Here is a 24,727-nt window from a genome sequence, read left to right as displayed (position 1 = left end):
GCATTAATAAGTACGAATTTTCGGCGGGAATGCCGGGCGCAGCTTCGGTTCCATATTGACTTGACGTCGCGTCATGGATTCCGACTCTGGCAGATACAGGGAATGGCACAGCCAGTTTTCATCATCACGTTCCGGGAAGTCGAAGCGGCTATGCGCGCCACGGCTTTCGGTACGGAAGTTTGCAGATACTGCAGTGGCGTACGCGGTCTCCATCAGGTTATCCAACTCCAGACACTCCACGCGCTGGGTGTTGAATTCGCTGGAGGTATCGTCCAGACGGGCATTTTTCAGGCGTTCGCGAATCGCTTTCAGCTCTTCCAGACCTTTCGCCATCGCATCGCCTTCGCGGAATACCGAGAAGTTGTGCTGCATACATTCCTGCAGCGCTTTGCGAATGGCCACCGGGTCTTCACCGTTGCGGTTACCGTTCCAGCGATTCAGACGCGCCAGAGAAGCCTCGATTTCATCTTCGGTTGCATCCAGCAGGTCACCCTGCTCAGCGATAGATTCCTGCAGATGCAGGCCGACAGCACGACCAAATACCACCAGATCCAGCAGCGAGTTGCCGCCCAGACGGTTAGCGCCGTGAACCGACACGCAGGCGATTTCGCCGACGGCAAACAGGCCAGGGATCACCACATCTTCGCCCTGCTCATTCACGGTCAACGCCTGACCGGTTACTTTGGTCGGAATACCGCCCATCATATAGTGGCAGGTTGGGATAACCGGAATCGGCTCTTTGACCGGGTCAACGTGAGCAAAGGTACGAGACAGTTCGAGAATGCCCGGCAGACGGGATTCCAGTACTTCTTTACCCAGGTGGTCGAGTTTCAGTTTGGCATGCGGACCCCACGGGCCGTCGCAGCCGCGACCTTCACGAATTTCGATCATGATGGAACGCGCCACCACGTCACGACCCGCCAGGTCTTTCGCATTCGGGGCATAACGCTCCATGAAGCGCTCGCCGTGTTTGTTCAGCAAGTAACCGCCTTCACCACGACAGCCTTCTGTTACCAGAACGCCTGCGCCGGCGATGCCGGTTGGGTGAAACTGCCACATCTCCATATCCTGCACCGGCACGCCAGCGCGGATAGCCATACCCACGCCGTCACCGGTGTTGATGTGGGCATTGGTGGTGGACTGATAAATACGGCCAGCGCCGCCGGTCGCCAGCACGGTTGCGCGGGCTTTGAAGTAAACCACTTCACCGGTTTCGATACACAGCGCGGTACAACCGACAATCGCGCCATCAGCATTTTTCACCAGGTCCAGCGCATACCACTCGGAGAAGATAGTGGTATGGTTTTTCAGGTTCTGCTGATACAGCGTATGCAACAGCGCATGACCGGTACGGTCTGCCGCTGCCGCGGTACGTGCCGCCTGCTCGCCGCCGAAGTTCTTCGACTGGCCGCCAAACGGACGTTGATAAATTGTGCCATTGTCGAGGCGAGAGAACGGCAGCCCCATGTGGTCCAGCTCCAGAATCGCTTCCGGACCGGTTTTACACATATATTCAATAGCGTCCTGGTCACCAATGTAGTCCGACCCTTTAACGGTGTCGTACATATGCCATTCCCAGTTATCTTCATGGGTATTACCGAGCGCAACGGTGATGCCACCTTGCGCGGATACGGTATGGGAACGGGTTGGGAACACTTTGGAGAGCAGCGCACAGGTCTGACCGCTCTGGGAAATTTGCAGCGCCGCGCGCATACCTGCGCCGCCGGCACCAATCACAACAGCATCAAATTCTCTGACTGGCAGTTTCATTACACACCCCACACCACAACAAATCCATAAATGACGTAAACCACCAGCGCAACGACGATAGCCAGTTGCAGAATCAGGCGCACAGCCAGAGGTTTAACGTAGTCGGTCAACACCTGCCACATGCCGATCCAGGCATGAATTAAGATGGAGAAAAGTGCCAGCAGGGTGAAGACTTTGGTGAATGCCGATGAGAAGAAACCGGTCCAGACTTCAAACGTCAGCTCGCCGCTGGTGGCGAAGAAGCCGACCATATAGATGATGTATAACGTCAGAACGATAGCGGTAGCACGGACCAGAATGAAGTCATGTACGCCGTTGCGTCCTAATGCGGAGGCGTTGCTTACCATACGAGGACTCCTGCGAGAAGTGAAAGCACGACAATGATAACGAAACAAATTTTGGCGGAGCGTGTCCCTGCTTCGAGGGTTTCTTCGATATAGCCAAAATCCATCAACAGATGGCGAATGCCCATTACGGCGTGATATGCCAGCGCAATCAGGATCCCCCACAGAATTAACTCCACAAAGAAGTTATTCATAATGGATGACGCAGTGAGGAAACCTTCAGGGGAGGAAAGGCTGGTACCCAATAACCACAACAGAATCCCGACCGCCACGAAGGTGATCACTCCGGATACGCGATGGAGAATGGACGCTATCGCCGTGATTGGGAACCGGATCGTTTGTAGATCCAGATTGACAGGTCTTTGTTTTTTCACATTTCTTATCATGAATAACGCCCACATGCTGTTCTTATTATTCCCTTTGGACTTCGGGTACAGAAGATGAAGACACCTGTAGCCTGAAAGACGACGGGATTTCCTTCCTCCGGTCTGCGTGCGGGTCAGACAGCGTCCTTACTATAACTACGCGTCATATAAAACACTGCTTCCAGATGCTAAAACGACACGTTACAACGCTGGTTGGCTCGGGATTGCAGGGTATTCCGGAGACCTGGCGGCAGTATAGGACGTTCACAAAATCATTACAATTAACCTACATATAGTTTGTCGGGTTTTATCCCGAACAGTGACATAGGTCACGATAACAACATTATTTTAATTTTTAATCATCTGATTTGACAATCATTAAACAAAGTTGTTACAAACGACACCAGAAAAAGCATATAATGCGTAAAAGTTATGGGGTCACTCTTTCACCGGAGATTTAGTTATGTAAGAGTGTGGAAGTATTGACCAATACCTTCAGGACAGTTATTAGTGATAGACAGGTTAAATAATTCGGATTGCTAAGTTCTTGATTTGCAGTTTATTCGCCATGAAAAGACCGTTTTACCTGCAAGCGCCCATAGCTCTGTACCCAGGTCATCCCCTCTTTCGCAGAGCGGCGAGCCAAATAACAAACTGGTAACGGTTTATTGATGTACGAAGGCAAATTTGAGTTCCGGCAGTCTTAAGCAATAAGGCGCTAAGGAGACCATAAATGGCTGATACTAAAGCAAAACTCACTCTAAATGGTGACGCTGCTATTGAACTGGATGTGCTGAAAGGTACGCTCGGTCAAGATGTTATTGATATTCGTAGCCTTGGCTCAAAAGGGATGTTTACTTTTGACCCAGGTTTCACCTCTACCGCATCCTGCGAATCCAAAATTACTTTCATCGATGGTGACGAAGGTATTTTGCTGCATCGCGGCTTCCCGATTGACCAGCTGGCGACCGAGTCCAACTATCTGGAAGTGTGTTACATCCTGCTGTACGGCGAAAAACCAACGCAGGAAGAGTACGACGAGTTCAAAACCACAGTCACTCGCCATACCATGATCCACGAGCAGATCACCCGTCTGTTCCACGGTTTCCGCCGCGACTCTCACCCGATGGCCGTTATGTGCGGTGTTACCGGGGCGCTGGCTGCGTTCTATCACGACTCGCTGGATGTGAATAATCCCCGTCACCGTGAAATCGCCGCCTTCCGTCTGCTGTCCAAAATGCCGACCATGGCAGCGATGTGCTACAAATATTCCATCGGACAACCGTTCGTGTACCCGCGTAATGACCTCTCTTACGCCGGTAACTTCCTGAACATGATGTTCTCCACGCCGTGCGAAAAATACGAAGTCAATCCAATCCTGGAACGCGCCATGGACCGTATCCTGATCCTGCACGCTGACCACGAACAGAACGCCTCGACCTCTACCGTACGTACCGCAGGTTCTTCTGGCGCGAACCCGTTTGCCTGCATCGCGGCTGGTATTGCTTCCCTGTGGGGACCGGCACACGGCGGCGCAAACGAAGCTGCACTGAAAATGCTGGAAGAAATCAGCTCGGTTAAACACATTCCGGAATTTGTTCGCCGCGCGAAAGACAAAAATGATTCCTTCCGCCTGATGGGCTTTGGTCACCGTGTTTATAAAAACTATGACCCGCGCGCTACCGTCATGCGTGAAACCTGCCATGAAGTACTGAAAGAACTGGGCACCAAAGACGATCTGCTGGAAGTGGCGATGGAACTTGAGCACATTGCGCTCAACGACCCGTACTTCATCGAGAAGAAACTCTACCCGAACGTAGACTTCTACTCCGGCATCATCCTGAAAGCGATGGGCATTCCGTCCTCCATGTTCACCGTTATCTTCGCCATGGCGCGTACCGTTGGCTGGATTGCACACTGGAATGAAATGCACACCGACGGCATGAAAATCGCCCGTCCTCGTCAGCTGTATACCGGCTACGACAAGCGCGATTTTAAGTCTGCAATTAAGCGTTAATTGTCTGCCGGATGGCGCTAGCGCCTACCCGGCTTTCAGCCATTAACTCTCCTGGGTCGGATAAGGCATTGAAGCCAGAATCCGACCTGTTTTTTCTTGATCCGCATTATTTTATTCTCACCACGCTTTCTCTATGATTTACTGAGATTTCCATCATTTCACTCAGGAGCATGGGATGCCTGTTTTGCAGTGGAGCCTGTTGTTTCTGCTATCGCTTCTGCTTTCTCTGCTCTTTCTGTTTATTCATCTTCCAGGACCCTTGCTGCTCGGTTCGATGATCGTTGGCATCATCTTCAGTATGCGCGGCATTTCGCTGCACCCTCCCCGCTGCACATTTCTTGGCGCGCAGGCGATTCTCGGCTGCATGATTGCGCAAAATCTGACCGGTTCAATCTTCACAACCCTTGCGGCACACTGGCCGATGGTGATTGTTATCCTGCTGGCAACCCTTATCAGCAGCGCGGTAATCGGCTGTCTGCTGGTACGCTACAGTAATCTACCGGGGAACACCGGTGCATGGGGCTCGTCACCTGGCGGCGCGGCGGCAATGGTCGCGATGGCCCAGGATTATGGTGCCGATATCCGGCTGGTGGCGTTTATGCAGTATCTGCGCGTACTGTTGGTGGTCGGCGCGGCGGCGCTGGTCACCCGACTGGTGATGGGTGACCAGGCGCAGGTGATCAGTGAGCAAATCGTCTGGTTTCCACCGCTGAGCGGAAATTTGTTCAGCACCCTGGCGCTGGCCGCCGTTGCCGGCGTGGCCGGGCGCTTACTGCGCATTCCCTCTGGCGTAATGTTGCTGCCGATGCTGGCAGGAGCCTTACTGAATGCAAGCGGTGCAATGGTAATTGAACTGCCGGAATGGCTGCTGGCGATAGCCTATATGGCCATCGGTTGGCAAATCGGTCTTGGCTTTGACAAGCAGATCTTTTTAATGGCATTACGACCTCTGCCGCAGATCCTGTTGTCTATTTTTACATTGATGGCGATCTGCGCCGCCATGGCCTGGGGACTGGCGCATTACATGCAGATTGACTTTCTCACTGCCTATCTGGCGACCAGTCCCGGTGGGGTGGATTCTGTTGCGGTGATTGCCGCAGGGAGTCACGCCGATATGGCGCTGATCATGGCGATGCAAACCCTGCGGCTGTTCAGCATTTTATTAACCGGCCCGGCGGTGGCGCGGTTTATTTCGGTGCACGCGCCGAGAAAAATGCAGTCATCTTAATGTAACGCTTTAATCCGGGTGCGCAATTTCCGTCACGTTTGTGCCCGTCTTATCCGCTACAAACATAAACTCCGTTATGCCCCCCGGAAAATTCTGTGTGATATGCAGGTCGTTATTACCTTTCCAGACATATTCCACCATCTCCGTATCTCCGAGATTTTCTATCTTCAGGTCCTTGCCCGGAATTAACATAGACGCCAGATTGTTGCTGTCAGACCTCGCTTTTCTGTGTGCCTGATACGCTTGAGTAAGGGAGAGGTTGGAATAAAAACAACGGGTTATGGCACCGTGTTCATAAATATATTCCATATCTCTCGGCCCGGATTCACATTTGGGGGTTATCGGCACAGTGGCCGTCGCCAATAAGGGAAAGGTGCTGGCTGCAACGACAAGTAAAGCGGTAAAACTTAAGCGGCTAAAATCCATATGTCGCTCCTGCTCATTTCCTTGAGAGTTTTCGGTGATACAGAGCGCTGGAACAGCGCCATGTTATGTTATTTCTGACATCCCGGACACCAGTAAAAAGGGCGCGAAGAGAGCGTCGTTTTCTCGATTGTCCCGCCACAGCGCTCGCAGGCTTCGCCGTCCCGATGAAAGACCTTAAAGCGAAACAGCGCGCCGTGGTGTTTGTTCTCATCTACCAGCCCGCGGGTATTATAGGACAGACGCGGAATATCAAGCAACGCATGCGACAGCGCATCTAACTGTTCATCACTAAGCTGCGACGCTTTATGCTGCCCGGTCAACCCTACCAGCCAGAGGATCTCTACCCGCAGGTAGTTACCTAATCCCGCCAGAAACGCCTGGTCCAACAGCAGACCAGAAAACTGGCGATTGCGGAAACGCGGAGATAACAGACGCGCTTTAACCTCATCGGGCGTTAAGCGTAAATCCAGTACATCCGGCCCAACCCGTTGCAGGAACGGATGGGTGGTAAGCTGCTCAGGCGTCAGCATTTCGATATCAGACGCGCTATAGAGCAGGATGGTTTTATCGTGTGTTTGCAGTCTGACGCGCAGAACCCGCGAAGTCTGCGGGATTTCGCCGGTATCCACGACTCGCCACACGCCATAGAGCTGATTATGACTGTACAGCGTCAGACCATTAGAAAAATGAGTCAGCAGCGCTTTGCCTCGCGTTTCAAGCTGGGTAACACTCTGCCCAATCAGTTGAGATTGATACGGTTTTAACTGCTCAAAAGCAAACCAAACATCCGTCAGAGGTTTGCCTTTGACTGCCGCCTCCAGGTTATCCGCCGCGCGGCGGATCTCCGGGCCTTCAGGCATAATACTGTCCTTTGTTAATGTGTTGCGCCGCCCGTCACTGCGATGTCGCTTTCTACCTGCAAGGCGGTAGCAATCGCGACTTCCAGCGCCCGACGGACTGTTTCCGCCGCCATACTTGGCGCTCCGGGATGCTGTGCAGCCTGTTGCGGCAAATATGGGATATGAATAAAGCCGCCCTTCACCGCTGGCACGTCGCGTAGTTTATGCAGCAGACCATACATCACGTGGTTACACACAAAGGTGCCCGCGGTCTGGGAAACCGAGGCCGGAATTCCCGCGTTGCGTATGGCAACAACCATCGCTTTGATCGGCAGCGTGCTAAACCATGCCGCCGGACCATCAGCGACGATCGGCACATCTACCGGCTGTTGACCTTGGTTATCCGCAATACGCGCATCGTCAACGTTGATCGCTACGCGCTCCACGGTGATATCAGTGCGACCACCCGCCTGCCCCACCGCCAGCACCAGTGAAGGCGACAGCGCGTCAATTGCGCCATTGAGTACGGCAAGAGACTCGCCAAAGACACATGGCAACTGGCGGGCAACGACGCGGCATCCGCCGATAATAGCATTGTCGAGGCCCGAGACCACTTCCCAGGAAGGGTTAACTGACTCCCCGCCAAAGGGTTCAAATCCCGTGATGAGTACTGTTTTCATCCTGTCACCTTACAAGAACATCAGGAAATACATCAGGAACACGTTGACCAACAACAGCAATATGCCGGTTGGCACCTGCGCTTTAATCACCGCGTTTTTATCCGGCAGTTCCAGCAGCGCAGCAGGGACAATGTTAAAGTTCGCCGCCATCGGCGTCATCAGCGTCCCGCAATAGCCGGAGAACATACCAATCGCCGCCATTACCGCCGGATTACCGCCGTGTTGCAGTACGAGGATCGGAATACCAATCCCAGCGGTCACAATCGGGAAAGCAGCAAACGCATTGCCCATCACCATGGTCAGCAGTGCCATACCGATGGTGTACACTGCCACCGCGATGAAACGGCTATCCACAGCCAGATACTCCTGCGTCAGATATGAAATGCCGCTGCCCACGCCCGCCGCCGTAAACAACAGCCCGAGCGTGGCCAGAATCTGTGGCAGAATGAATGCCCAGCCGATGGAGTCCAGCAAACGGCGCGCCTCCTGGATAGGTTGATGCACCCGCTCATGGGTCATTTTTATCGCCATCGCCAGACCAATCAATGACCCAGCGGTCATAGAAAAGAGCGTCACCAGCGTGGCGTGATTCCCCGGCCCAAACAGCGCATCCTGTAAGCCTGGAATATGGTTGAACATCAGCACGCCAATAACCGTTACCACCGGGATCGCCAGCGCCGGGAAAAACAGGCGGTTGCCCAGACGACTGGCACTTTCTTCGCGCTGTTGTTGGGTGCGTTGATGGTAGCTTCCCAGCTTCACACCGCCAAACCCGGCGATCAGCGCCAGGACAACCACCGCAATGCCGACCGCGATATGTACCGTACGTTTGTCGCCAAATAGCGAATATGTCCAGTCGCCAAGCAGAAACAATACGCCGTATATGCCCCAGAACAGGCCTGTGGTGAAGCGACGCGGGTTCGCTTTGTCCTGCCAGGACATCAGCGCCACAATCAGTAATACCGCGCCCGCCAGCCAGTAGAGATAGCTTTGTTGAAAATTCATTTCGCTTCCCCTTTCGCTGCGGCATTCGCTTTCGCCACCTCACGCTGCAAATAGCTATCCAGACGCCACAGACGCGTGCCGTGGATCAGGAATGCACAAATTGCCGTGGGGATCCCCCACAGGGCGATATGCAGCGGTTCGGTCTGGATCCCACCAGACTCCAGCATAAAGTTGTGCATGAATATGATGGCACCGAAAGCAACAAAGATATCTTCCCCGAAAAACAGCCCCACGTTATCGGTCGCCGCTGACATTGCGCGCAGGCGATAGCGTACCGCACCCGGTATTTCGCCATGATTTTTTTCAGCGGCCCCTTCCGCCATCGGCGCCAGCAGCGGGCGCACCATCTGTGGATGTCCCCCCAGACTGGTCAGCCCTAACGCGGCGGTCGCTTCACGAATGAACAGATAGACAATAAGCAGACGACCGCTGGTGGCGCTGCGGATTTTTGCAATCCACGCCTGGGCGCGCTCTTTGAGTCCGTGACGTTCCAGCAGACCAATAACCGCCAGCGGGATCAGCAGGATAAACGGCAGGTTGCGGGTGTTAAGAAAACCTTCCCCCAGCTTCTCAAGGATGGTGGCTACCGGCATATGCGCCGCCAGTCCGGTGACGATCCCGGCAATAATGACCACCAATACCGGGTTAAAACGTAAAAGAAATCCGACCACAATGACGGCGATACCCGTCAATGGCCAGAGAGAAATAGCCTCTCCCATAATTAAGTCCCTTATGTTGTTGTGTAATATCTTATTGTTTTATATTAAAAAATCATGCACCAATTTGAATGTTGCATGCATTAAAGGCGCTACGCAAGCGACGGGCAAAAGCGAGTGCGTGCTCGCCATCCCCATGAATGCATACCGTCTGGGCCGTCACGCTCGCCCATGTTCCACTCTGGCTTTTCACTCTGCCGGATTGCACCATCTCTAACGTTTGTGCCAGCGCCTGCTCTTCATCCTCAATCAGTGCACCCGGCTGGTTACGCGGCACCAGACTGCCATCGGCCTGATAACCCCGATCGGCAAAAACCTCCTGACGGGTAACCAGGCCATAGTGTTCAGCGGCGCGAATCAGTTCACTTCCCGCCAGTCCTACCAGAACCAGCGACGGATCGCAGGCATGAACCGCTTTCGCAATCGCATCAGCCAACTGAGGATCTTTCGCTGCCTGGTTATAGAGCATGCCGTGCGGTTTGACATGACGCATTACACCGCCTTCCGCCCGCGTGATGGCGGCCAGCGCACCAATTTGATACAGCGTCTGCGCATACACCGTTTGTGCAGGCAGGGTCATGGCGCTACGACCAAAATTTTCCCGATCCGGAAAGCTCGGATGCGCGCCTATCGCCACGCCATTTTTTAGCGCCTCGCGCACGCTTAAGAGCATGGTCTGCGCATCACCGGCGTGAAACCCACAGGCGATGTTGGCTGAAGACACCAGCTGCAGCAACGCCTCATCGTTAGCGCATCCCTCACCGAGGTCCGCATTGAGATCAATTTTCATTGTTAAGTCGCCATGTTAATTGTTCCAGGTAACGCTGCCGTTCGTGGCGCGCCTTAAGCGCTTCCTCCAGCGAACACTGCACAAAATGAATCGGCTGGCCGAGCGGGATCTGCGCCAAATGATACATATCCGCTTCGATGATACAGGCGATACGCGGATAGCCACCCGTCGTCTGTGCATCGTTCATCAGCACGATCGGCTGACCATTGTGCGGAACCTGCACCACGCCGGGAAGCAAACCATGTGACAGCAGCTCACGATCGGTCGTGCGCGTCAGCGGCTGCCCCTGCAGACGATACCCCATACGGTTGCTTTGCGGACTAAGCTGCCACGGCGAGCGCCAGAAAGAAGCCTGCGATACCTCGTCAAACTCCTGATATTCAGGTCCGGGTAGCGCCCGAATATGATTACCCCACATCAGCTGTTTTACACCCTGCGGTCCGCTGAATTGCCGGGTAGATGCGCCAATAGCCAGCCGATCGCCATCACGCAGCAAACGCCCATCCAGCCCACCAATACCCACTTTGAGATCGGTACTGCGCGAGCCCATGACTTCGGGGACATCAAAGCCGCCCGCAACCGCCAGGTAGCTACGCATACCGTGATGCGGGCGTTTTAGCGTCAGGCGCTGCCCGGCTTTCACCGGTAGCCGCCATCCGCTCCACACGGGTGTACGATCCAGATGCGCTTCGCATCCCGCGCCGGTCAGGGCAAACCAGCCATCGGTTTCAAATTCCACCACCAGCTGCCCCAAAGTGATTTCCAGCGCAGCGGCATTCGCATCATTACCCACCAGCAGGTTAGCAACGTTCAGCGCCGGTTTATCCAGTGCGCCACAGTGACTGATTCCAGATTGACGAAAACTATGGCGTCCCCCGTCCTGTACTGAGGTGTACATGCCCGCACGAATGATATTTAACATATCCCCTCCTTCTGTGGGATAAAACGCACGGTATCGCCAGCCCGTAACAGAATCGGTTCCTCCCGTATTGGCTCAAATAACGCAACGGAGGTACGGCCAATCAGTTGCCATCCGCCAGGCGTGGAAAGCGGATAAACGCCCGTTTGGGATCCGCCAATACCGACAGAACCAGCCGGAACAAGCAGGCGCGGTTCCGCTCGTCTTGGAGTATGGAGTTGTTCCGGTAAGCTCCCGAGATAGGGAAAGCCCGGCTGAAAACCGATAAACCACACCACGTAATCAACCGACGCATGAAGTTCGACAACCTGCTTGTTGCTTAATCCACTGTGCCGGGCGACCTCTGCCAGATCGGGGCCAAACTCACCGCCATAGGTAACGGGAATTTCAATAAAGCGCGATTCCGGCTCAAGCGCTTCACTCTCTTCCCACCAGCGCTGCAGGCGCTCAATCGCATCCAGCGCCAGCGTTTGCGGGTCGCGCAAGGTCACCGTGATATTGTTCATGCCCGGAATAGCTTCAAGCACATTCGGGGCATCAACCAGACGCTGGGCCAGACGCCAGATGCGTTTCTGAGTCGCCAGCGTAATGGGGGGTTCCAGCTCAAGAACCACTGCCGTTTCACCTAACAGATAACAACGCGCTCGCTGCACTTTCGTCCCTCTTTATTACGCTGGATTAGGAATATCGATAAACGTTACGTCCAAATCGGTGTTTTCATTCAGCCATTCGCTTAATGCGCGAATGCCGCCGCGTTCAGTCGCATGGTGACCGGCAGCATAAAAATGCAGCCCCTGCTCACGGGCTGAGTGAATGGTTTGCTCTGAGACTTCACCAGTGATGAAGGCATCGACGCCAAATCGAGCTGCGCTATCAATAAAACTTTGACCGCCACCTGTACACCAGGCGACGCGCTGAACTTTTTCCGGTCCGGTATCACCGCACCATAACGGTTTACGGCCCAAACGCGCTTCAATCCACGATGCCAGTTCCAGCCCCGGAACCGGCATGGAGAGCTCTCCCCATGGCACCAGCGGTTCGATCTCACCCATCACGGTAATCCCCAACAGCGCGGCCAACTGCGCGTTATTCCCCAGTTCCGGGTGAGCATCCAGTGGCAGGTGCCAGCCATACAGGTTGATATCGTTTTCCAACAGCGTTTTCAGACGATGGCGCTTCATGCCGCGAATTACCGGCGATTCGCCTTTCCAGAAATAACCGTGATGAACGATAACCGCATCGGCCTGGAGGCGCACCGCCTCATCCAGCAGCGCCTGACTTGCGGTCACGCCGGTCACGATTTTATGCACCGTTTCTTTGCCCTCAACCTGCAAACCATTCGGCGCATAGTCGCTAATGGCGGCGCTGTTCAGTTTGTCGTTGATCAGTTGTTCCAGTTCGGTGTTTTTCATCATCGTCCTCGTAGTCATTAATCCTGCCTGCCTAATCAGCAACACAGCTTAGGTTAAAATAGCGTCCTCGCCTGCGTTCGTCGATAGCCATTTCACTGACACATCAAGAAACAATCCCCCCCGCTTTGAACATGATTTGCTTACCACTACGCGATCTAATTCATGTATATTTATGCAATCAGACAGCATATTGCAAAAATAATCAGATCTGTATCAAAGTTACAACTTTAAGGAAACACACTCGCACAGCACTTTCAGCCTGTCGCGAGGCATTTACTTCGAGAAAATAATGAATAAACAAGCATCTCAACCACGGGCGATTTATTACGTCGTCGCGCTACAAATCTGGGAATATTTCAGTTTTTACGGCATGCGTGCGCTGCTGATCCTGTATCTCACTAACCAGCTTAAGTACGACGATAATCACGCATATGAACTGTTCAGCGCCTACTGTTCGCTGGTCTACGTCACTCCCATTCTCGGGGGATACCTGGCAGATAAAGTGCTCGGCAACCGAATGGCGGTGATGATCGGCGCATTTTTAATGGCAGTGGGACATCTGGTATTGGGCGCCAACGAAATGGCCCCGGCGTTCCTCTATTTGTCTCTGGCGATAATTGTCTGCGGCTACGGTCTGTTTAAATCCAACATCAGTTGCCTGCTGGGCGAGTTGTATCAGCCTGAGGATCCGCGCCGCGACGGTGGGTTCTCTCTGCTCTACGCTGCCGGGAATATTGGTTCAATCATCGCCCCCATTGCCTGCGGCTACGTGCAGGAAGAGTACAGCTGGGCGATGGGTTTTGCGCTGGCCGCAATTGGCATGCTGGCAGGCCTGGTGATTTTCTTATGCGGTAATCGCCATTTCGCCCATACCACTGGCGTCAACAAGACCGTCCTGTGTGCGAAAAAATACATGCTGCCAAACTGGGCCTGGCTGTTAGTCCTGCTGGTTGCAGCACCGCTGTTGATTACTGTCCTGTTCTGGAAAGAGTGGTCCGTTTACGCATTAATCGTTGCCACTGTTATTGGTCTTGCTGTTCTGGCGAAGATTTACCGCCAGGCGCAGACTCAGAAGCAGCGCAAAGAGCTGGGACTTATCGTCACGCTGACCTTCTTCAGCCTGTTGTTCTGGGCCTTTGCACAACAGGGCGGCAGCTCGATTAGCCTGTATATCGACCGCTTTGTTAATCGCGATATTCTGGGATATTCCGTCCCTACCGCAATGTTCCAGTCGGTTAACGCCTTTGCCGTGATGCTGTGCGGTATCGTACTGGCCTGGGTAGTCAAAGAAAGCGTTGGCGGCAACCGTACTGTACGTATCTGGGGTAAATTCGCCCTCGGCCTCGGTTTAATGAGCGCCGGATTCTGCATTCTGACCTTGAGCGCCCGCTGGTCCGCAGCTTACGGCCACTCTTCCATGCCGCTAATGGTGTTGGGGCTGGCGATTATGGGCTTTGCCGAACTGTTTATCGACCCGGTGGCAATGTCGCAAATTACACGTATTGAGATCCCCGGTGTAACCGGTGTATTAACCGGTATTTATATGCTGCTTTCCGGCGCCATCGCCAACTATCTGGCAGGCGTTATTGCCGACCAGACCTCACAAGGCTCGTTTGACGCGGCTGGCGCTATCAACTATTCCATCAATGCATATATTGATGTCTTTAGCGAAATTACCTGGGGGGCGCTGGCCTGTGTGGTGCTGGTGCTGCTGATTTGGCTGTACCAGTCGCTTAAGTTCAGAAACCGTCCGCTAGCGGTAGAGTCCTGAGTTTACAGGCCCGATGATGTGAGAAGATTCGGGCCTGTTTTTTTTGGGGATTACGCATGGCTTACAGCTAAATCCTCTTCTGAAAGACCTGTAACCAGTAGCACCATTTCGCGATCTATTTTCTGCTCCAACATTGTTTGCGCGATACGTAATGCGGCTTCTCGTTTGCCTTGTTGTAGACCTTCCTGTAATCCATCTAAGCGTAACCGCTCCGCAATAGTCATCAGCCTCTCCTTGTGGTGGGGGATCCGTTGTGCCATTTCTTGCATAAATTCATTAAAACGAGATTCATCGCCGGCTCGAAGAATGTAATTAAACATCGCCTGCAACTGCGTGTCATTAGCACATCCCGTAAGTAACAGCACGGCCAACTGATCAATCAACCCCATCAAATCTCGCTGACGAATATGCTTTTGCATGAGTTCTGGCAACGCTATCCCTTACGCGCCGTCTCATATGCCGCCAGCGTCGCCAGCCTTGCTTGTTTATGATCAACAATCGGACGAGGATAATTAAGCGTCACCTGCGCTTTTTCAGCCCACGTCCACGGGTCATGAATGGCTTTTCCCGGCACGTCGCGCAGCTCCGGTAGCCACCGGCGGATAAACTCACCGTCACGGTCAAATTTTTCGCCCTGAGTCGTGGGGTTAAAGATACGGAAATACGGCGCGGCGTCGGTTCCGGTTGAGGCCGCCCACTGCCAGCCGCCGTTGTTGGCTGCCAGGTCGCCATCGATCAGTTGCGACATAAAATATTGCTCGCCTTTACGCCAGTCGATCAGCAGGTCCTTCACTAAAAAACTGGCCGTAATCATGCGTAATCGATTATGCATCCAGCCCGTGGCGTTGAGTTGACGCATCGCCGCATCCACAATTGGATACCCCGTACTCCCCGTCTGCCAGGCCTGCAAATGCGCCGGATTATTCTGCCACTGCACGCGATCGGTCCAGCGGATAAAGGGTTGATACCGACACAGCGCCGGATGATACGTCATCAGATGACGATAAAATTCGCGCCAGATAAGCTCATTCAGCCAGACGCTGCCCTTTCCGCCCTCCAGTGCCTGCGGCTGCTCCGCGAGCAGTCGATTCAGACACTGGCGCGGCGACAATCCCCCCGTCGCCAGGTTCGCGGATAATCGACTGGTACCATCAATCGCAGGGAAATCACGCAGTTGCTCATATTCTCCTACGGCCTGCTGGCAAAAATGACGTAATTGCGCGATAGCTGATTTTTCTTCTGGCGCAAACACCTGCGCATCGAAATCTTGCTGCGGATAACTCAGCGTGATTGATGTTAGCGGCGTATCAAGAGCACCGCTTTCTCTCACCTTCGGCGCGCTAACGCATTCAGGAACACCGTCTTTAATCCGCTTCAACCACGCATTTTTAAACGGTGTAAAGACTTTATACATCTCATGATTGCCAGTCATAACCGCCCCAGGAGGCAGGATCACGCTGTCGTCAAACCCCTCGCACACCACATGGGGTAATGACTTTTCGACGGCGGCATCACGCTGACGCTCGTTGATTTCGTATTGATAATTATAAAATAAGCGGCTGATACCATGCTGTGCGCAGACGTTTTTAACGGTTTCCGCGCTGGTCGCAAAATCGGCAACTTCATGAAACAGAAGCGGAATGCCTTTTTCTGCCAGCGCCATTTGTAGCGTATTCAACTGCGCGCTAACAAATGCCGCCTGACGAGGGGCCATATCGTGTGCCTTCCACTGTTCAGGCGTCGAGATGTAGAGCGCCAAAACGTGTACAGAACGATCCCGACAAGCCGCCGCCAGCGCGAGGTTGTCATGCAGGCGTAAATCACGCCGAAACCAGACCAGATGCGTGGTCATAACACTCCCGTAATAAAAATAAATCATTGGCGAATCAGCGCTGAAGTCTGGTGACCAGACGTTCAGGTATTTCGTCAAATAGTGTTTGAGGCGCATCAATGGTGCAAGCAGTTGTTGTATCTGCCGTTGAAAGTTATCAATGTCCGCTACATAGATAAGTGTAGACGTCGGGGTATAAAAAAACCGCTACATTGCTGTTAGCGGTTTTCTTGAGTAACAACGATAACTTAGTAGAAATCGCAGGTGGCTTTTTCAGCCTGTTCCATCCACACCGGTTTATCACTGGTTTTAGACCAGACGCGGTGCAGGTAGCTGTAAAAACGGGCGCGGTCTTTCCAGAACAGCATGACCGGCAGCGCCAGCACGCCCGCCACAACGGCAAAGGTACGGCGTAAGAAAACAATGTGTGCTGGATACTCTTTATAAAAGTCCATAATCCTCTCCCATATATCTGTTCGGTGAATCGCACCGGAAAAATAAACTTGGTTAACTGATGAAAATAATACCGCCTTGTGTGTAATTTTGCTACTCATCCGACCACTTATTTTTATCTATTGATGCTCCATTTAGCTTAAATTCGTAATTAAGTTACATAAAAGTTAAATTAATACTAACCATTAGTTAAATAATGGTCTTTGCCATTTTTATACTTTTTTTACACCCCGCCTGATGATTTTTGCGAAATCTTTGCAAGCAAAAACCTACGCTCTGGTTATCACATTTATGCCACTGGAGGTGCACCGTGAGTGCAGGCGTGATAACCGGCATTGTGCTGGTCTTTTTATTATTAGGTTACCTGGTGTATGCCCTGATAAATGCGGAGGCGTTCTGATGGCGGCCCAAGGATTTTTACTTATTGCCAGCTTCTTGCTGGTGCTGTTTGTCATCGCCAGACCGCTGGGGTTCGGGCTGGCCCGACTGATCAACAATACATCCCTGCCGGGCCTCGCCGGCGTAGAGCATTTGCTCTGGCGCGGTTTAGGCATTTCGCAGCAGGAGATGAACTGGCGGCAGTATCTGCTGGCAATCCTCGCGCTCAATATTCTGGGTCTGCTGGTCCTGTTTTTGATGCTCATGACACAAAACCTGCTGCCGTTAAATCCTCAGCAACTGCCGGGGCTTTCGTGGGATCTGGCGCTCAACACGGCGGTGAGTTTTGTCACTAATACCAACTGGCAATCCTATGCTGGCGAAACCACTTTAAGTTACTTCAGCCAGATGGCCGGATTGACCGTGCAGAACTTCCTGTCTGCGGCGACAGGCATTGCGGTGATTTTTGCCCTAACCCGCGCCTTCACGCGCCAGAGTATGAACACGTTGGGCAACGCCTGGGTCGATCTGATTCGCATTACGCTGTGGATCCTGGTCCCTATTGCAGTGCTCATTGCCCTGTTCTTCATTCAGCAAGGTACGCTGCAAAATGTATTGCCCTATCAACCCATCACCACTCTCGAAGGGGTAAAACAGCTGTTGCCGATGGGACCCGTCGCCTCACAGGAAGCGATTAAGATGCTCGGTACTAATGGGGGCGGTTTCTTTAACGCTAACTCATCGCATCCGTTTGAAAACCCAACCGCACTAACCAACCTGATACAGGTGCTGGCCATTTTCTTAATTCCCACTGCACTGTGTTTTGCTTTTGGTGATGTGGTGGGCGATCGCCGCCAGGGCCGGACCCTGCTGTGGGCCATGTCGCTGATTTTTGTGGTCTGCGTGGCCGTCGTGATGTGGGCTGAAGTTCAGGGTAATCCACACCTGATGGCATTCGGTGCAGACAGCAACATCAACATGGAAGGTAAAGAGAGCCGCTTTGGCGTGCTGGCCACGAGTCTGTTTGCAGTCGTCACAACAGCCGCATCCTGCGGTGCAGTCGATGCGATGCATGACTCCTTCACCGCGCTGGGCGGGATGGTGCCGATGTGGCTAATGCAGATTGGCGAGGTCGTCTTCGGCGGAGTCGGCTCAGGTCTGTACGGCATGCTGCTGTTTGTACTACTGGCGGTATTTATCGCCGGGCTGATGATTGGTCGTACGCCGGAGTATCTGGGTAAGAAAATCGACGTGCGTGAAATGAAAATGACCGCGCTGGCGATTCTGGTTACCCCTGCGCTGGTACTGATCGGTACTGCTATCGCCATGATGAGTGATGCCGGGCGCAGCGCCATGCTTAATCCAGGTCCCCACGGTTTTAGTGAAGTGCTGTACGCCGTTTCGTCTGCTTCGAACAACAACGGTAGCGCCTTCGCCGGCTTAAGCGCCAACACTCCGTTCTGGAACTGCCTGCTGGCTCTGTGCATGTTCTTCGGACGTTTCGGCGTGATCGTTCCCGTGATGGCAATTGCCGGGTCGCTGGTCAGTAAAAAGATCCAGCCAGCAAGCCCTGGCACACTGCCTACCCACGGCGCGCTGTTTGTCGGGTTGTTAATCGGTACGGTGTTACTGGTTGGCGCTCTCACCTTTGTTCCTGCCCTGGCGCTTGGCCCGGTCGCAGAATACCTGTCATTACACTGAGTGATGCGGAGTACATTACTATGAGTCGCAAGCAACTGGCGCTGTTCGAACCGTCTCTGGTCGCACAGGCGCTGATGGACGCCGTGAAAAAATTAAGCCCACATACCCAGTGGCGTAACCCGGTGATGTTTATCGTCTGGCTGGGCAGCCTGTTAACCACCTTGTTAACAGTCGCGATGGCAACAAGCCATATGCAGGGCAATCCATGGTTTACCGGCGCGATAAGTCTGTGGCTGTGGATTACCGTTCTGTTCGCCAACTTTGCAGAAGCACTGGCGGAAGGACGCAGTAAGGCGCAGGCTAACAGTCTGAAAGGTGTTAAAAAAACCGCCTTTGCCCGCAAACTTCGCGAACCCAAATACGGCGCGGCTATGGATCACGTTCCTGCCGATGATTTACGTAAAGGGGATATCGTGCTGGTAGAAGCGGGCGATATTATCCCGTGTGACGGCGAGGTCATCGAAGGTGGCGCATCGGTAGATGAAAGCGCCATTACCGGTGAGTCCGCGCCGGTGATTCGTGAATCCGGCGGCGATTTCGCCTCCGTCACCGGCGGGACCCGCATCCTCTCCGACTGGCTGGTTATCGAATGCAGCGTAAACCCCGGTGAAACCTTCCTCGACCGGATGATCGCCATGGTTGAAGGCGCGCAGCGGCGAAAAACGCCCAATGAGATTGCCCTGACGATTCTGCTGATTGCCCTGACCATTATCTTTTTACTGGCGACCGCCACCCTGTGGCCGTTCTCCGCCTGGGGCGGGAGCGCGGTCAGCGTCACGGTACTGGTTGCTCTGCTGGTGTGTTTGATCCCCACCACGATAGGCGGGCTGCTCTCTGCGATTGGCGTCGCCGGGATGAGCCGCATGCTGGGCGCGAACGTTATCGCCACCAGCGGACGTGCAGTAGAAGCTGCGGGTGACGTGGACGTACTGCTGTTGGATAAAACCGGCACCATTACGCTGGGTAACCGTCAGGCTTCGGATTTTCTGCCCGCCCACGGCGTGGACGAAAAAACGCTGGCCGACGCCGCGCAGCTTTCATCGCTGGCCGATGAAACGCCGGAAGGCCGCAGCATCGTTATCCTGGCTAAACAGCGTTTTAATCTGCGTATTCGCGACGTGCAATCGCTGCACGCCACCTTTGTACCCTTTACTGCCCAAAGCCGAATGAGCGGGATCAACATCGACAACCGTATGATCCGCAAAGGGTCGGTCGATGCGATTCGTCGTCACGTTGAAGCCAACGGCGGCCATTTTCCCGCCGATGTAGAGCAGAAGGTCGAAAACGTCGCTCGCCTTGGCGCTACACCGCTGGTGGTGGCCGAAGGCTCTCGCGTGCTGGGCGTGATTGCCCTGAAAGATATCGTGAAAGGTGGCATTAAAGAACGTTTTGCCCAACTGCGCAAAATGGGAATTAAAACGGTGATGATCACCGGCGACAACCGTCTGACCGCCGCCGCGATCGCCGCTGAAGCCGGGGTGGATGACTTTTTAGCTGAAGCCACACCGGAAGCCAAGCTGGCGCTGATTCGTCAGTATCAGGCGGAAGGTCGTCTGGTGGCGATGACTGGCGACGGAACCAACGACGCCCCGGCGCTGGCGCAAGCCGACGTGGCGGTCGCCATGAACTCCGGCACCCAGGCGGCGAAAGAAGCAGGCAACATGGTGGATCTCGACTCCAACCCCACCAAGCTGATTGAAGTGGTGCACATTGGTAAACAGATGCTGATGACGCGTGGTTCACTGACCACCTTCAGTATCGCCAACGACGTGGCGAAGTATTTCGCCATTATCCCGGCTGCGTTCGCCGCCACCTACCCACAGCTCAATGCGCTTAACGTGATGGGTCTGCATTCGCCGGACTCGGCGATCCTCAGCGCGGTTATCTTCAACGCGCTGGTTATCGTCTTTCTGATCCCACTGGCGCTTAAAGGGGTGAGTTACAAACCGTTATCCGCCTCCGCGATGCTACGCCGCAATTTGTGGATCTATGGTCTGGGTGGTCTGGTTGTGCCGTTTATCGGTATCAAAGCAATTGATTTACTGCTGACCCTGCTGGGTCTGGTGTGAGGTTTCAGATGAGTGGATTACGTCCTGCATTATCAACATTGATTTTCCTGATGCTTATCACCGGCGGGGCTTACCCGTTGCTGACCACCGCGCTGGGGCAGTGGTGGTTTCCCCACCAGGCTAACGGCTCGCTTCTGCGTGAAGGTCAGATCGTCCGCGGCTCTGAGCTCATCGGGCAACATTTTACTGCGGCCGGTTATTTCCAGGGACGCCCCTCTGCCACGGCAGAAATGCCCTATAATCCAATGGCTTCAGGCGGCAGTAATCTGGCAGGCAGCAACCCGGAACTGGATAAACAGCTGCAAAGCCGGATAGCCGCGCTGCGTGCCGCCAACCCGCAGGCAAATCCTGCCGTTCCGGTAGAGCTGGTAACAGCGTCTTCCAGCGGGCTGGATAACAACCTGACGCCCGCCGCGGTGGCCTGGCAAATCCCCCGCGTGGCGCAAGCTCGCAACCTTAGCGTTGAAGAAGTCACGCGCCTGGTTGCACAATACACGCAAAAGCCGTTGGTGAGTTTTATCGGCCAGCCGGTGGTGAACCTGGTGGAACTTAATTTAGCGCTGGATAAGCACTGAGAAAAAGGACATGCATAGCGAACCCTTACGCCCCGACCCCGATCGCCTGCTGGAGCAGACCACCGCCCCGCACCGGGGAAAACTGAAAATTTTCTTCGGCGCCTGTGCGGGCGTCGGCAAAACCTGGGCCATGTTGGCAGAGGCCCAGCGGCTGCGGGCGCAGGGATTAGATGTGCTGATTGGCGTGGTAGAAACCCACGGACGTAAAGAGACCGCCGCGCTGTTGGACGGTCTCAGCATCCTGCCGCTAAAGCGTCAGGCGCGCCATGGTCGTCATATCAGCGAGTTCGATCTCGACGCGGCGCTAGCCCGCCGTCCGGCGCTCATATTAATGGATGAACTGGCGCACAGTAATGCGCCAGGCTCGCGCCATCCAAAACGCTGGCAGGACATTGAAGAGCTACTGGAAGCCGGTATTGACGTTTTTACTACCGTCAACGTGCAGCATCTGGAAAGCCTCAATGATGTGGTCAGCGGCGTTACCGGCATTCAGGTGCGCGAAACCGTCCCCGATCCTTTTTTCGATGCCGCCGACGATGTCGTGCTGGTCGATCTTCCTCCCGATGATTTGCGCCAGCGCCTGAACGAGGGCAAGGTCTACATCGCCGGTCAGGCGGAAAGAGCCATCGAGCATTTCTTTCGCAAAGGTAATCTGATCGCGCTACGTGAACTGGCCCTACGCCGCACTGCCGATCGGGTAGACGATCAGATGCGCGCCTGGCGTGGACGTCCGGGAGAAGAAAAAGTCTGGCATACCCGCGACGCCATTTTACTGTGCATAGGACACAATACCGGCAGCGAAAAACTGGTACGTGCCGCCGCTCGTCTGGCGGCGCGTCTTGGCAGCGTCTGGCATGCGGTGTATGTCGAAACGCCCGCGCTACACCGACTGCCTGAAAAACAGCGTCGGGCAATCCTAAGCGCTCTGCGGTTGGCCCAGGAGTTAGGCGCAGAAACCGCCACCCTTTCCGATCCCGCCGAAGACAAAGCGGTAATCCGCTATGCCCGTGAGCATAATCTGGGAAAAATTGTCCTCGGGCGTCCGACCACGCGTCGCTGGTGGCGCAGCGATTCCTTTGCCGACAAACTCGCCCATCGTGCACCGGATCTCGACCTGATGATTGTTGCGCTCGACGAGCCACCTTCACGCCCGGTGCTGCAAACGGCAGATACCCGTACCTTTAAGGATAAATGGCGGGTACAAATTCAGGGTTGCGTGGTTGCCGTCGCGCTGTGCGCCATCATTACAGTGATTGCCATGCAGTGGCTGATGGCCTTTGACGCCGCCAACCTGGTGATGCTCTATTTATTGGGCGTGGTGGTTATCGCGCTCTTTTACGGACGCTGGCCGTCAGTGCTGGCAACCTTTATTAACGTCGCCAGTTTCGATCTCTTCTTTATCGCGCCACGCGGGACGCTGGCCGTTTCCGACGTCCAGTACCTGCTGACCTTTGCCGTAATGCTCACGGTAGGGCTGGTTATCGGTAATCTTACCGCCGGGGTGCGTTATCAGGCGCGGGTAGCGCGTTATCGTGAACAGCGCACGCGCCATTTATATGAGATGTCGAAAGCGCTGGCCGTTGGTCGCAGCCAGACGGATATCGCCGCCACCAGCGAACAGTTTATCGCTTCAACATTTCAGGCCCGCAGCCAGGTTTTACTGCCCGGTGAGAACGGTAAACTGGCTCCTCTCACCCATCAACAAGGGATGACGCCGTGGGATGATGCCATTGCCCAATGGAGCTTTGATAAAGGGCAACCAGCCGGTGCGGGTACTGACACCTTACCGGGCGTGCCGTATCAAATTTTACCGTTAAAAAGTGCCGATAAAACACATGGGCTGCTGGTGGTGGAACCGGGAAATTTACGCCAACTGATGATCCCCGAACAGCAACGCCTGCTGGAAACCTTTACCCTACTGGTCGCCAGTGCGCTGGAACGACTGACGCTGACCGCCAGCGAAGAGCAGGCCCGGTTTGCCAGCGAACGTGAAAGCATTCGCAATGCCCTGCTCGCCGCCCTGTCCCACGATTTACGTACGCCGCTGACGGTGCTATTCGGTCAGGCAGAGATCTTGACGCTGGATCTGGCAAGTGAAGGATCGCCGCACGCACGCCAGGCCAGCGAAATTCGCCAGCACGTCCTGAATACAACCCGGCTGGTAAATAACCTGCTCGATATGGCGCGAATTCAGTCTGGCGGCTTTAATCTTAAGAAGGAGTGGTTAACGCTGGAAGAAGTGGTCGGCAGCGCCCTGCAGATGCTGGAGCCAGGACTCTCTGCCCCGATTAATCTGTCGTTACCTGCACCGTTAACGCTTATCCACGTCGATGGTCCGCTCTTTGAACGGGTGCTGATTAACCTGCTGGAAAACGCCGTCAAATATGCAGGTCCGCAGGCACAAATCGGCATTGACGCCAGCGTCGATGGCGAGCACCTGCAACTGGACGTCTGGGATAATGGACCGGGTATTCCATCAGGTATGGAACAGCAAGTTTTTGACAAGTTTTCCAGGGGAAACAAAGAGTCATCGGTACCGGGCGTTGGGCTGGGACTGGCAATTTGTCAGGCCATTGTGGACGTGCACGGCGGTACGATTTCCGTCCACAATCGCGTGCAGGGAGGAGCGAGCTTCCGTGTTACACTGCCCCAGGAAATCCCCCCTGAACTTGAAGATTTTCATGAGGATATGTGACGAACGTACTGATTGTTGAAGATGAACAGGCCATCCGCCGCTTTCTGCGTACCGCGCTGGAAGCTGATGGCCTGCGTGTATATGAAGCGGAAACGCTGCAACGTGGTCTGCTGGAAGCCGCCACGCGAAAACCCGATCTCATCATTCTCGATCTCGGCCTGCCAGACGGCGACGGCATTGATTTTATTCGCGACCTGCGGCAATGGAGCGCTATTCCGGTAATAGTGCTCTCAGCCCGCAGCGAAGAGAGCGATAAAATTGCTGCGCTGGATGCCGGTGCCGATGACTATCTCAGTAAACCCTTTGGTATTGGCGAGCTACAGGCGCGATTGCGCGTAGCATTGCGTCGTCATGCCAGCGGCGCGTCTCCCGAGCCGGTGGTGCATTTTTCCAACGTAAAAGTAGATATCGCCGCCCGGCTCGTACATCGTGGTGATGAAGAGATTCATCTGACGCCGATTGAGTTTCGCCTGTTAGCGGTATTGCTGAATAATGCCGGGAAGGTACTGACACAACGCCAGTTGTTAAATCAGGTTTGGGGGCCAAACGCCGTCGAACACAGTCACTATCTGCGAATTTACATGGGACACCTGCGCCAGAAGCTGGAACTGGACCCGGCTCGCCCGCGTCATTTTCTGACCGAAACCGGGATTGGCTATCGGTTTATGCCGTGAATCTAAGCCGAAAAAAAGCCGGATCAGCTAATACGCTATCCGGCTTTTCATCATTCATGCCGGATGACG

Annotated in this window: 24 protein-coding genes and 1 pseudogene; 10 read left to right on the top strand and 15 right to left on the bottom strand. The window is 54.2% G+C overall.

Features of this window, described 5'->3' with window-relative positions; genetic code table 11:
• Positions 1–3: 3 nt before the first annotated feature.
• Genes sdhA through sdhC form a run of 3 tightly spaced genes read right to left on the bottom strand, consistent with a single transcriptional unit; the run spans position 4 to position 2,515 of the window.
• Positions 4–1,770, bottom strand: a complete 1,767-nt coding sequence (sdhA, locus tag E1B03_RS08695) for a succinate dehydrogenase flavoprotein subunit (RefSeq protein WP_103768814.1) — start codon at positions 1,768–1,770, stop codon at positions 4–6.
• Positions 1,770–2,117: a succinate dehydrogenase membrane anchor subunit gene (gene sdhD / locus E1B03_RS08690; protein WP_005122550.1), complete on the bottom strand. Its 348-nt coding sequence runs from the start codon at positions 2,115–2,117 to the stop codon at positions 1,770–1,772. The genes sdhA and sdhD overlap by 1 nt, the downstream gene beginning before the upstream one ends.
• Entirely contained in the window at positions 2,111–2,515 is a 405-nt protein-coding gene (sdhC, locus tag E1B03_RS08685; protein WP_003831406.1) for a succinate dehydrogenase cytochrome b556 subunit, read from the bottom strand. Before sdhC ends, sdhD begins: the two co-directional genes overlap by 7 nt.
• A 437-nt stretch (positions 2,516–2,952) precedes the next feature.
• Here sdhC and E1B03_RS26705 point away from each other — a divergent pair, with 437 nt between their 5' ends.
• From E1B03_RS26705 to E1B03_RS08675, 3 genes are all read left to right on the top strand, one after another.
• Positions 2,953–3,009 carry a hypothetical protein gene (locus E1B03_RS26705; protein ID WP_425456656.1) on the top strand — a complete coding sequence of 19 codons (57 nt, stop codon included), beginning with the start codon at positions 2,953–2,955 and terminating at the stop codon, positions 3,007–3,009.
• 203 nt (positions 3,010–3,212) lie between these two features.
• Positions 3,213–4,496 carry a citrate synthase gene (locus E1B03_RS08680; protein WP_087053009.1) on the top strand — a complete coding sequence of 428 codons (1,284 nt, stop codon included), beginning with the start codon at positions 3,213–3,215 and terminating at the stop codon, positions 4,494–4,496.
• Between the two features lie 175 nt (positions 4,497–4,671).
• A complete protein-coding gene (locus tag E1B03_RS08675) occupies positions 4,672–5,724 on the top strand; it encodes an AbrB family transcriptional regulator (RefSeq protein WP_133086057.1) in 1,053 nt (350 codons plus the stop codon).
• A gap of 9 nt (positions 5,725–5,733) precedes the next feature.
• Here the strand turns inward: E1B03_RS08675 and E1B03_RS08670 are convergent, their stop codons facing one another.
• The 9 genes from E1B03_RS08670 to ybgI all read right to left on the bottom strand — a co-directional run bounded on the left by E1B03_RS08670 (position 5,734) and on the right by ybgI (position 12,511).
• Positions 5,734–6,150, bottom strand: coding sequence for a hypothetical protein (locus E1B03_RS08670; protein WP_133086056.1), 417 nt, complete (start codon positions 6,148–6,150; stop codon positions 5,734–5,736).
• 68 nt (positions 6,151–6,218) lie between these two features.
• Positions 6,219–7,010 (bottom strand): endonuclease VIII, encoded by a 792-nt coding sequence (gene nei / locus E1B03_RS08665; protein WP_103768811.1) that lies wholly within the window; start codon positions 7,008–7,010, stop codon positions 6,219–6,221.
• 14 nt (positions 7,011–7,024) lie between these two features.
• Positions 7,025–7,669 carry a pyroglutamyl-peptidase I gene (gene pcp, locus E1B03_RS08660; RefSeq protein ID WP_133086055.1) on the bottom strand — a complete coding sequence of 215 codons (645 nt, stop codon included), beginning with the start codon at positions 7,667–7,669 and terminating at the stop codon, positions 7,025–7,027.
• Between the two features lie 9 nt (positions 7,670–7,678).
• On the bottom strand, positions 7,679–8,674 hold the full coding sequence (locus tag E1B03_RS08655; protein WP_103768809.1) for a DUF979 domain-containing protein: 996 nt from the start codon (positions 8,672–8,674) through the stop codon (positions 7,679–7,681).
• On the bottom strand, positions 8,671–9,393 hold the full coding sequence (locus E1B03_RS08650; RefSeq protein WP_075144978.1) for a DUF969 domain-containing protein: 723 nt from the start codon (positions 9,391–9,393) through the stop codon (positions 8,671–8,673). Before E1B03_RS08650 ends, E1B03_RS08655 begins: the two co-directional genes overlap by 4 nt.
• Positions 9,394–9,445: 52 nt before the next feature.
• Positions 9,446–10,180 carry a 5-oxoprolinase subunit PxpA gene (gene pxpA, locus E1B03_RS08645; RefSeq protein ID WP_103768808.1) on the bottom strand — a complete coding sequence of 245 codons (735 nt, stop codon included), beginning with the start codon at positions 10,178–10,180 and terminating at the stop codon, positions 9,446–9,448.
• Entirely contained in the window at positions 10,170–11,102 is a 933-nt protein-coding gene (gene pxpC, locus E1B03_RS08640; RefSeq protein ID WP_103768807.1) for a 5-oxoprolinase subunit PxpC, read from the bottom strand. The genes pxpA and pxpC overlap by 11 nt, the downstream gene beginning before the upstream one ends.
• Positions 11,096–11,752, bottom strand: coding sequence for a 5-oxoprolinase subunit PxpB (gene pxpB / locus E1B03_RS08635; RefSeq protein ID WP_133086054.1), 657 nt, complete (start codon positions 11,750–11,752; stop codon positions 11,096–11,098). The genes pxpC and pxpB overlap by 7 nt, the downstream gene beginning before the upstream one ends.
• A 15-nt stretch (positions 11,753–11,767) precedes the next feature.
• Complete coding sequence (gene ybgI / locus E1B03_RS08630) at positions 11,768–12,511, bottom strand: radiation resistance protein YbgI (protein ID WP_016152273.1); 744 nt, start codon at positions 12,509–12,511, stop codon at positions 11,768–11,770.
• Between the two features lie 289 nt (positions 12,512–12,800).
• Between ybgI and dtpD the strand changes: the two genes are divergently transcribed.
• The gene (dtpD, locus tag E1B03_RS08625; protein WP_133086053.1) at positions 12,801–14,282 is read left to right on the top strand and encodes a dipeptide permease DtpD; all 1,482 of its coding nucleotides are present in this window, start codon (positions 12,801–12,803) and stop codon (positions 14,280–14,282) included.
• Between the two features lie 50 nt (positions 14,283–14,332).
• Here the strand turns inward: dtpD and E1B03_RS08620 are convergent.
• The 3 genes and pseudogenes from E1B03_RS08620 to E1B03_RS08610 form a co-directional block, all read right to left on the bottom strand.
• Positions 14,333–14,719 (bottom strand): annotated as a pseudogene (locus E1B03_RS08620) (Rpn family recombination-promoting nuclease/putative transposase); the annotation flags it as partial.
• The gene (gene phrB, locus E1B03_RS08615; protein WP_133086052.1) at positions 14,716–16,134 is read right to left on the bottom strand and encodes a deoxyribodipyrimidine photo-lyase; all 1,419 of its coding nucleotides are present in this window, start codon (positions 16,132–16,134) and stop codon (positions 14,716–14,718) included. The pseudogene E1B03_RS08620 and the gene phrB, both read right to left, overlap by 4 nt.
• Positions 16,135–16,361: 227 nt before the next feature.
• Positions 16,362–16,568 carry a YbfA family protein gene (locus tag E1B03_RS08610; protein ID WP_003022870.1) on the bottom strand — a complete coding sequence of 69 codons (207 nt, stop codon included), beginning with the start codon at positions 16,566–16,568 and terminating at the stop codon, positions 16,362–16,364.
• Positions 16,569–16,876: 308 nt separating this feature from the next.
• Here E1B03_RS08610 and kdpF point away from each other — a divergent pair, with 308 nt between their 5' ends.
• Genes kdpF through kdpE form a run of 6 tightly spaced genes read left to right on the top strand, consistent with a single transcriptional unit; the run spans position 16,877 to position 24,658 of the window.
• Positions 16,877–16,966 carry a K(+)-transporting ATPase subunit F gene (gene kdpF / locus E1B03_RS08605; protein WP_001670793.1) on the top strand — a complete coding sequence of 30 codons (90 nt, stop codon included), beginning with the start codon at positions 16,877–16,879 and terminating at the stop codon, positions 16,964–16,966.
• On the top strand, positions 16,966–18,645 hold the full coding sequence (gene kdpA / locus E1B03_RS08600) for a potassium-transporting ATPase subunit KdpA (protein ID WP_133086051.1): 1,680 nt from the start codon (positions 16,966–16,968) through the stop codon (positions 18,643–18,645). The genes kdpF and kdpA overlap by 1 nt, the downstream gene beginning before the upstream one ends.
• A gap of 20 nt (positions 18,646–18,665) precedes the next feature.
• Positions 18,666–20,714, top strand: a complete 2,049-nt coding sequence (gene kdpB / locus E1B03_RS08595; protein ID WP_133086050.1) for a potassium-transporting ATPase subunit KdpB — start codon at positions 18,666–18,668, stop codon at positions 20,712–20,714.
• Between the two features lie 8 nt (positions 20,715–20,722).
• Positions 20,723–21,289: a potassium-transporting ATPase subunit KdpC gene (kdpC, locus tag E1B03_RS08590; protein ID WP_103768802.1), complete on the top strand. Its 567-nt coding sequence runs from the start codon at positions 20,723–20,725 to the stop codon at positions 21,287–21,289.
• Positions 21,290–21,299: 10 nt separating this feature from the next.
• Positions 21,300–23,984, top strand: a complete 2,685-nt coding sequence (kdpD, locus tag E1B03_RS08585) for a two-component system sensor histidine kinase KdpD (protein WP_103768801.1) — start codon at positions 21,300–21,302, stop codon at positions 23,982–23,984.
• Positions 23,981–24,658, top strand: a complete 678-nt coding sequence (gene kdpE / locus E1B03_RS08580; RefSeq protein ID WP_006685492.1) for a two-component system response regulator KdpE — start codon at positions 23,981–23,983, stop codon at positions 24,656–24,658. Before kdpD ends, kdpE begins: the two co-directional genes overlap by 4 nt.
• The last annotated feature ends 69 nt before the right edge of the window (positions 24,659–24,727 follow it).

Origin of the sequence: Citrobacter arsenatis, assembly GCF_004353845.1 — a bacterium.
Classification (GTDB): Bacteria; Pseudomonadota; Gammaproteobacteria; order Enterobacterales; family Enterobacteriaceae; genus Citrobacter; species Citrobacter arsenatis.
This window is presented reverse-complemented; position numbering and strand designations above follow the sequence as displayed.

Excerpts from the sequence above, each read along its gene's own strand:
- kdpD (WP_103768801.1), top strand. The coding sequence starts at position 21,300 with ATGCATAGCGAACCCTTACGCCCCGACCCCGATCGCCTGCTGGAGCAG.
- E1B03_RS08670 (WP_133086056.1), bottom strand. The coding sequence starts at position 6,150 with ATGGATTTTAGCCGCTTAAGTTTTACCGCTTTACTTGTCGTTGCAGCC.
- dtpD (WP_133086053.1), top strand. The coding sequence starts at position 12,801 with ATGAATAAACAAGCATCTCAACCACGGGCGATTTATTACGTCGTCGCG.
- E1B03_RS08650 (WP_075144978.1), bottom strand. The coding sequence starts at position 9,393 with ATGGGAGAGGCTATTTCTCTCTGGCCATTGACGGGTATCGCCGTCATT.
- E1B03_RS08675 (WP_133086057.1), top strand. The coding sequence starts at position 4,672 with ATGCCTGTTTTGCAGTGGAGCCTGTTGTTTCTGCTATCGCTTCTGCTT.
- sdhD (WP_005122550.1), bottom strand. The coding sequence starts at position 2,117 with ATGGTAAGCAACGCCTCCGCATTAGGACGCAACGGCGTACATGACTTC.
- pcp (WP_133086055.1), bottom strand. The coding sequence starts at position 7,669 with ATGAAAACAGTACTCATCACGGGATTTGAACCCTTTGGCGGGGAGTCA.
- ybgI (WP_016152273.1), bottom strand. The coding sequence starts at position 12,511 with ATGAAAAACACCGAACTGGAACAACTGATCAACGACAAACTGAACAGC.
- phrB (WP_133086052.1), bottom strand. The coding sequence starts at position 16,134 with ATGACCACGCATCTGGTCTGGTTTCGGCGTGATTTACGCCTGCATGAC.
- pxpA (WP_103768808.1), bottom strand. The coding sequence starts at position 10,180 with ATGAAAATTGATCTCAATGCGGACCTCGGTGAGGGATGCGCTAACGAT.
- sdhC (WP_003831406.1), bottom strand. The coding sequence starts at position 2,515 with ATGTGGGCGTTATTCATGATAAGAAATGTGAAAAAACAAAGACCTGTC.
- kdpC (WP_103768802.1), top strand. The coding sequence starts at position 20,723 with ATGAGTGGATTACGTCCTGCATTATCAACATTGATTTTCCTGATGCTT.
- E1B03_RS08680 (WP_087053009.1), top strand. The coding sequence starts at position 3,213 with ATGGCTGATACTAAAGCAAAACTCACTCTAAATGGTGACGCTGCTATT.
- pxpC (WP_103768807.1), bottom strand. The coding sequence starts at position 11,102 with ATGTTAAATATCATTCGTGCGGGCATGTACACCTCAGTACAGGACGGG.
- nei (WP_103768811.1), bottom strand. The coding sequence starts at position 7,010 with ATGCCTGAAGGCCCGGAGATCCGCCGCGCGGCGGATAACCTGGAGGCG.
- sdhA (WP_103768814.1), bottom strand. The coding sequence starts at position 1,770 with ATGAAACTGCCAGTCAGAGAATTTGATGCTGTTGTGATTGGTGCCGGC.
- E1B03_RS08655 (WP_103768809.1), bottom strand. The coding sequence starts at position 8,674 with ATGAATTTTCAACAAAGCTATCTCTACTGGCTGGCGGGCGCGGTATTA.
- kdpA (WP_133086051.1), top strand. The coding sequence starts at position 16,966 with ATGGCGGCCCAAGGATTTTTACTTATTGCCAGCTTCTTGCTGGTGCTG.
- E1B03_RS08610 (WP_003022870.1), bottom strand. The coding sequence starts at position 16,568 with ATGGACTTTTATAAAGAGTATCCAGCACACATTGTTTTCTTACGCCGT.
- kdpB (WP_133086050.1), top strand. The coding sequence starts at position 18,666 with ATGAGTCGCAAGCAACTGGCGCTGTTCGAACCGTCTCTGGTCGCACAG.